Annotated in this window: 3 protein-coding genes; 1 reads left to right on the top strand and 2 read right to left on the bottom strand. The window is 41.0% G+C overall.

Going from position 1 to position 8,232, the window contains the following annotated elements; all coding sequences use genetic code 11:
- Positions 1–2,536: hypothetical protein (locus MR764_RS14375; protein WP_247980131.1), on the bottom strand; the 2,536-nt coding region annotated here is incomplete at its 3' end.
- Positions 2,537–2,839: 303 nt separating this feature from the next.
- Positions 2,840–3,484, bottom strand: coding sequence for a response regulator transcription factor (locus MR764_RS14370; RefSeq protein WP_247980130.1), 645 nt, complete (start codon positions 3,482–3,484; stop codon positions 2,840–2,842).
- A gap of 724 nt (positions 3,485–4,208) precedes the next feature.
- Between MR764_RS14370 and MR764_RS14365 the strand changes: the two genes are divergently transcribed.
- Positions 4,209–8,213, top strand: a complete 4,005-nt coding sequence (locus MR764_RS14365) for a PKD domain-containing protein (RefSeq protein WP_247980129.1) — start codon at positions 4,209–4,211, stop codon at positions 8,211–8,213.
- Positions 8,214–8,232 lie beyond the last annotated feature (19 nt).

Raw genomic sequence — 8,232 nt, 5'->3', positions numbered from 1 at the left:
AGGTGCCCAAAGTCAGATCTTCAGGTGGAGTCGCTGATATAGCAGGTGCTGCTGTTACCTTGAAGGTACGCATCGCAACTATCGTGTCCGCACAGTCACTGCTGATCGTCCATGTGACAACTACTTCGCCGCCACAGGCATCAGGCGCTGCCGGCTTGTCGATATCCACAACAAGACCACAACCGCCTTCCACTACTCCGCTGGCTGCCCATGCATCGTAAGCCGTATTCACTGAATCCTGGCTCAGACAGGTGCCCAGGGTCAGATCTTCAGGTGGGGTCGCTGATATAGCAGGTGCTGCCGTTACCTTGAAGGTACGCATCGCAACTATCGTGTCCGCACAGTCACTGCTGATCGTCCATGTGACAACTACTTCACCGCCACAGGCATCAGGCGCTGCCGACTTGTCGATATCCACAACAAGACCACAACCGCCTTCCACTACTCCGCTGGCTGCCCATGCATCGTAAGCCGCATTCACTGAATCCTGGCTCAGACAGGTGCCCAGGGTCAGATCATCAGGTGGGGTCGCTGATATAGCAGGTGCTGCTGAAACAACAAATGTCGCTTCACAATAATTTGGCTCCAGACATGGATCGTTTAAACTGAAACGAACAGTAATGGAATCACCACATGCATTTGGATATACCTGATTCCAGTTATCTGTCATCATTGAATCGCTTCCACTTGAGGAAACGCTAGCCAACCAAATATCAAAAGCGGCATTTACAGAGTCCTGGGTCAGACAAGAGCCTAAACTCATATTTTCAGGACATGTAAGCGTTACTTCATCAGGTTGAGTTATCTCTCCATTACAAAATGTTGCATTAGGATCTATACCATCATATACATCAAATAAATAAACTCCTGCCGGCAAACCTGTAAAAAAAACAGTTGTATCGTTCGATACAATTGTATCCAAAGGATTATCTGATACGTCTTTAAGTATATATGTAAATGGCGGAACATTGGGATAGCTGGTTATGTAGACCTCAACCGATCCATCACTTCCACCAAAGCAAGTAACTGGTGTTGGAGTAACCGCACAAGTTGGAGCTGTTGGCACCCAACCAAGAGAATCATCACAAGAAGTCTCACAGCCATTTACATCGATAATATAGACATAGTAACGCCCCATACTCAATCCCCAGATACTATCAGTTCCTTGTCCGTTTGCATCGGGAATTGCAATTCCATCACCATCAGTCCAATAATAAGTATTAACCTCTGCACCAGTAACATTAACCTTCGCCGTACCATCCACTGCATAATAACTTGACTGATCAGTCGTTACAACACTACATACCGGATTATCATAAACACTTAAAGTAGCCGTGCCAGGTTCATCAGGTTCACAGAATGTTTCGCTTGTAACCGTTACAGTATAGTTTCCTGCATCGCTTAAATGCACTGAAGCAAAGCTAATGGTTGGTGTGCCCTGACCATTAAAACTTCCAGGACCTGACCATGTAAAAGTATAACCTGCAGGTGAGATCGGAGTGCCGCTGGCATCCTTAAGCGTAGCCGTTAAGCTGGCAGATCCGTTTTCACAGACATCATCGTCACTTACTTCAACTGTAGGTGCTATGTTGAAATTACCACCAACAAAATCTTTTGAATCTGCTGTTATTTCTTTTGATGACCTTGTTTCCAACATCCAGGTAGCCTTACAAAGTATTTTTGGATCACCTACCAAATCAAATATTGGTGTTAAATCTACTATGCCTTCAAAAAATTCGAAATAGTCATATTCAATCTGTCCGTCAGGTACTATCCAACCCGGAGGAACCGGAGTTGGTGTATCATTATTTGTACCTACTTGTGAAGTGAGGCCAATTGGATATAGAGAGAGGTTATTACCTTCGGTGCCATTACCCGGGCCTACCCATTTTAATACGGTAACATCTGCAATTCGTCCACCATTTTCAAAATTGGCCAAAATCAATATATCACCAGCACAAGTTTCAGCATCATAAGTGCCTCCTTCACCATTATCCTCACCAAAATTTGTAAAATGCTCAGGTGCAAAATATTTATCTTTACCAACTTCGACTGGTTCTGTACCATTTAAACAGAACCAAAATCCAATATAACCGGTACCGTTATTACTTTCCCTGTCACCAGCAAAAAACAAATAAGTATGAGTGGGATCGTATGGTATTCCGCCATAGTCTCCACAGCCATCACTGGGCGTAAGTCCGGTTACAATAGCAGCAGAAGCATTCATTATATCGCTCTTTGCCTGCATGGAACTAAAAGTCCAGTTACTGTAATCCGGTGTTGGGGAAGGCAATCCCCAATCCTTAAAGTCTTTACCCCCGGTAAAAATATCGTCATCGTTACCAATGAAGACATCATGATTCAGTTCGTAAGATGACTGACCAGACATAAATCCGCCATCACCCCAATCACTTGATACTCCATCAATACAGGGAGTATCTTGTGCTTGCGTATGCCAGCTACATAGCGACATACAAAAGATTGCAAGCATAACAAAGAGGTATTTTCTCTTTGTTAGAAGTAAATTTTTTTCCATACTCAATTAATAATTGTTGATTCGAAGATTACTAAAACAACCTTGTGGTTCTCTTTAATTCTTACTCACCAATTATTATCAATCACCTGTAAATACAGGAACTTCAAGTATGTACGTCCGCAGTATTTGTTTGATTCTACAAAACCACACCTGGGGCAAGGTTGTGATTTCTACCCTTATTTTTCCTAATTTGGCGTTTGCCAATTCGATAAACAAGTTAGAAGGAATTAATTCAGAAGTCAATCAGGATTTTTCCGTAAAATTTTACCTACGATAAGTTGGAAAATTACTCTATACGATCGCCTAACTTAAGTTATTTTGGATGGCAAATTCGATCATCTCCGCAGTTGATTTTACGTTAATTTTGGAAGAAATATTCTTTTTGTGCGACTCTACTGTTCTTGGACTAATATGTAGGTTTGCCCCAATTTCTTTATAAGTTAGCCCTTTGCAGAACAAGCGAAGAATATCAATCTCTCGATCGGTAAGTTGTAATTTTTCATCTTGATCAGAGTTTAGATCGACACGTTTTGTTCGTAAAAAATTCTTAAGCATCATCCAAACTTTGGACGGAAAATAGTCTTCACTATGCAGCAAAGCATTTACTGCTTCCAAAAGATCTTTGGAGCCGGAAGAACTAAAAACAATTCCATTAACACCTAATGAGATGTAATCCTGGAACAAGCCGAAAAGGTCTGAGTTTGCTACGAGCAATATCGGGATTCTCGGGTGTTTACGTTTAATTTTCTTTATAGATGCAATCCCATGATTTGCACAATGAATGACGTCGATTATTATTATATCAGGGCTATTCTCTTTCAGGTATGGCAAAAAATCAGGAAGATGTTTGGCCTCCATAACGACTTTAAACTCTTTCTTTTCCTCCAACACAGGCTTTATCCCTGAGCAGAATAACGCATAGTTTTCCAATATGGCAATATTGCTCATGACCCCCTATTTTTTATCATTCATACTTTGTAAGATAACTATCTGCATAATTATCATTCATCTTCCAGTACGTTTTATTGAATTTTGCAAATAGGGAATTGTAATCTTACCTAATCAAATTACGAATTTATCCGTAATAAAACAATACGTAAATATCCGGATATTTATATCCGTTTTTTAACGCACAATAAAATACTTGATTATCTTTATTTTCAGTGCATTTTTATCAATTTTAAAAGAAAAGCTGAAAAAAATTAAAAGCCAGCACACAAAATGCCATGTTTTAATCAGGAATGATTATTGGTTGTTTTATGAGTCAAATTATTATACATAATATTACATACTATCAATAAGGTGTAAAAGACTGATTCTAAATTATATATATTTTTTCTTCCACATTCAAAAATTCAAAGTCAAAATATCTAGCAAACACAATATATCCAGACTGTTTTTAACAGTATTGTATTTTAGATTGATCCTGAATGTTGATTAAATATCTTGGTTATTAACGTACTATGTCATAATTTTCCCCCACAAACCTTGAAGATATAATTAAAACGAGACGCTAAATTTCAATTTACTATTTGAATTAAATGCCCAACAGGCCATACATGTTTTTAAGTTGTGATAATAACTCGATATGAGTTTAGTTGAATTTATTGCTCAAAGGGAAAAACTATGCCCAATGGGTAACAAGTACCGTTAAATCGTTAACACTATTGATATGAAAAGACCAGAGCTTTTGTTAGTGTTTCTTGCATTTGTTTTTTTGTCAGCACATGCATCTGCACAAACGAAAAACCAGCATTTTAAAATGCTGGGATCCTCCCCACAAACAGTTGAAGTGAACCAGACGTTTACAGAATCATCAGAAATTCAACCTTTTGACGTGAATGCAAACAAGATCTATGGATTGGCTGTCAGCGCCGACATACAATTAAAGGGCGACGACAGCAAAGTTGAATTTGTTATGCTGGATGAAAATTCCAATGAATATCTTATTCATGATTTTTATGCCAGTATTTCTGAAGACTTAAAGGAGAGTGTTGAATCGGTTAGCGAAGAAACCTGTATCCTTGACGGGGTAAAAATCAGTTCCATCAAAATCGTCATCAGCAACGGGGCCACTGTTCAGTTAAAAAGTTTTGAATATACCGAAAGAGCAGATTTTGTTCAAAACGTTAACGAACTTCGAAAACAACAGGTCAAGGAACAGAGTGTAGAAAAAGTAGCCCGTATAAACAATTACCTTAAAGAAAAAGGCGCCAAATGGGTGGCCGGACTAACTTCTGTTTCAGAACTTTCCTATGCTGAACGAAAAAGTCTATACGGACAAAGCGTCTTCCCTGCTGCATTTGAATTTTATGCAGGAGGTATTATCTCTACCGAAACTTCGATTGAATCGACTTTAAAATCAGCGACTGCGTCAAGTCCGTACGTTGAAGAATGGGATTGGAGAAACAGACACGGAAAAAACTGGATCAGTCCGGTAACCAACCAGGGAGCCTGTGGTTCGTGCTGGGCATTTGCATCGACCGGAGCAGTTGAAGCAATGGTGAACGTCTATTTTAATCAACTGATCAATCCTGACCTTTCAGAGCAAGATGTACTTTCTTGCAGCGGGGCAGGAACCTGTTCGGGAGGTTACCCGAGTAAAGCACTCGATTACATCAAGACCACAGGTGTTGTCGACGAAAATACTTTTCCTTATCAGCAGGCAGATTTGGATTGCGCATTAAAAGGAACCAATCCCAGCCAGCAATTCAAAATTCAGGGAAGAATTGATTTTGGCTCAACGCTCTATCCCAGAACCGATGACGATCTGAAACGAATGTTAATCGAACAGGGCCCGATCAGCGGCGGACTATACGACTGGAGCCATGCCATGGTTTTGGTGGGTTACAAAGTTGTGGAAGAAGGTGACCGTTTTTATTACAGAGATTTGGACCTTAAAAGATATTGGGTTGATATACTGGCAGGAGATCCGCTAATTGGGAAAACGGTTTGGATATTCAAAAACAGCTGGGGAATTTATCACGGAGACCAGGGGTATGTTTACGTTGAAACACCGATTACCAATATTGGCTGGACACACGCCATTCAGACACCTGTCACCAGCCTAGTTAACGATTACCAGGTGATATGCGAAGACCGAGATGGAGATGGATATTACTGGTGGGGACTTGGGGAAAAACCTGAAGGATTGAACATTCCTGATCAGGCTGACGGTGATGACTCTGACCCGAATTTGGGGCCACTAGACCAATATGGTTATTGTATTCCATTGAACGCCACACCGGTTGCCAATTTTACATCGGACGGAACCAATGTTAACACTGAAGAGTCGGTTACCTATACCGATTTATCTACCAATGTCCCTTCAACCTGGAACTGGACATTCGCCGGTGGTAATCCTGCAAGTTCGAATGCTAAAAATCCCGTAGTTTCGTATGCAGCCGCAGGAAAATATAGTGTTAGCTTAACAGTTACGAATGCCAATGGATCAGATACTAAAACTGTAACCGATTACATCACGGTAAGCAAACCGGTTCTTTTGCCGGTTGCTGACTTCTCCTCCAGTGCAACATCCGTTACTGCTGGCGAATCTGTTTCATTCCAGGATCTGTCAACCAATCCAGGTACATGGTATTGGGAGTTCGCAGGAGGTACACCAGCAACATCTACACTTCAAAATCCGACTGTAACTTATAATTCCACCGGAACCTATCAGGTAAAACTCACAGTAACCAATTCAGATGTAACGGATACAAAAACAGTCGACAATTTGATTGAAGTTACAAGTGTTCCGGTAATCTTAACACCACCGGTTGCTAACTTCTCTGCCAGCCAAACAAGCATCAACACCGGGGAAACAATCAGTTTTAGTGATATTTCTACCAATGCGCCTACTTCCCGGAGCTGGACGTTTGCCGGCGGAACACCCTCAACTTCAACCCTGCAAAATCCAAGCATTACTTATGCAAGTACCGGTAATTTTGCTGTAAGCCTGACCGTAACCAACGCCGACGGCACCGATACTAAAACCGTGAATGGCTTTATTTCGGTAACAGATCCTACTTTGGAACCTGTTGCAGATTTCACGTCCAATAAGAATAAGGTAATCGAAGGTGAACAGGTAAATTTCTCTGATCAGTCGTTGAATAACCCGGTATCATGGAATTGGGTGTTTGAGGGAGGTACACCATCTACTTCAACCGAAAAGAATCCGGTTATCACCTACAAAAATGCAAGCAGTTATAAAGTTTCGTTAACCGTTCAAAACGAAGGAGGCACAAATACCAAAATCATCGACAATTATATACAAGTTGACGCTCCTCAAACGGAATATTGTATTCCCTCCCCTGTTGCATCCAACGAATGGATTTCAAACGTTAAAATTGGTGGAATTTCCAAATCATCGGGTTCAGAAGGTTATGCCGATTTCACATCAACAGCGTTTACCCTCGAAGCTGGAGCAAACTATGACGTTCAACTTACTCCGGGCTTTAATCCCCGAAGCAAATTTGAATACTGGGTAATCTGGATCGACTATAACCACGATTATTCATTTACTGCCGACGAAGTAGTTTTCAGTTCTTCAAAATCAAAATCAATGGTAACCGGTCAGATTACGATTCCATCGGATACAGGAATTACAACGCGTATGCGTATCGCCATGGGTGGCACTGTTCCAACAGCATGCAATTTTAACGATCTGGGAGAAGTAGAAGATTACACTGTTGTAATTACACAAGCTGTTCCGCAACCTCCGTCAGCCGATTTTACAGCGAACGTTTACACCATAACAGAAGGTGAAAGCATACAGTTTTCCGATATGTCAGAAAATTATCCGACCAGCTGGTCGTGGACCTTTGAGGGAGCTGCAACAACAAGCAGCGGATTACAAAATCCGGTGATCACCTACTCTACTGCAGGTGTTTATAATGTTTCATTAACAGTTGGGAATACAGAGGGTTCGTCGACACTGACCAAGCCTGGTTTAATCACGGTACTGGCTCAGGGTGAAACATCTTATTGTACTCCTGTAAATATTAACAGTACAAGTTGCTTTATCAGCAGTATTGCCATTGGCGATTATTCTGCGCAAACCGGTGCAGATAAATACTCATTATCGGGCGATTTGATCAGTCTTAATCCGGGTGGCACACACAATGTTTATTTGTCTCCTTCTAACAATACCGTGAGAACCTTCTGGAGAATCTGGATTGATTTTAATAACGACGGAGATTTTGATGATGCAGATGAAACGGTTCTAACCATAAATAACAATAAGGGAAGTGTGGTTTCTTCCATTGCGATTCCATCGTATGCAAGTGGTATTGCACGCATGAGAATTACGATGAAAAGCGGTAAAGCCCCCGCTTCCTGCGATGATGGTTTCGACGGCGAAGTTGAAGATTACGAAGTATCGTTTGTCGGTCTTCCGGGTCTGGGAATGGCTTCGTCTGATGACGCGATGAACATGATCCATCAAAACTTTTTATCGGTTTATCCCAATCCAACAGAAAGCAACGTAAAACTGAAGTTAATGGAAGTCAATGAAGATGATTCTTACGCGGTTTACAATTCCGTTGGTGCATTAATCATGGAAAACCAGATTTCATCAGTATTTAATGTGATCAATCTGAGCGAACAACCTGCAGGAGTGTACATTATTACAGTAAGAGCGAAAGACCATATTTATACCAGTAAGATTATTAGAAAGTAGTAGTGCTGACAAATCAACT

Origin of the sequence: Maribellus sp. YY47 (genome assembly GCF_023111095.1) — a bacterium.
Classification (GTDB): domain Bacteria; phylum Bacteroidota; class Bacteroidia; order Bacteroidales; family Prolixibacteraceae; genus Draconibacterium.
This window is presented reverse-complemented; position numbering and strand designations above follow the sequence as displayed.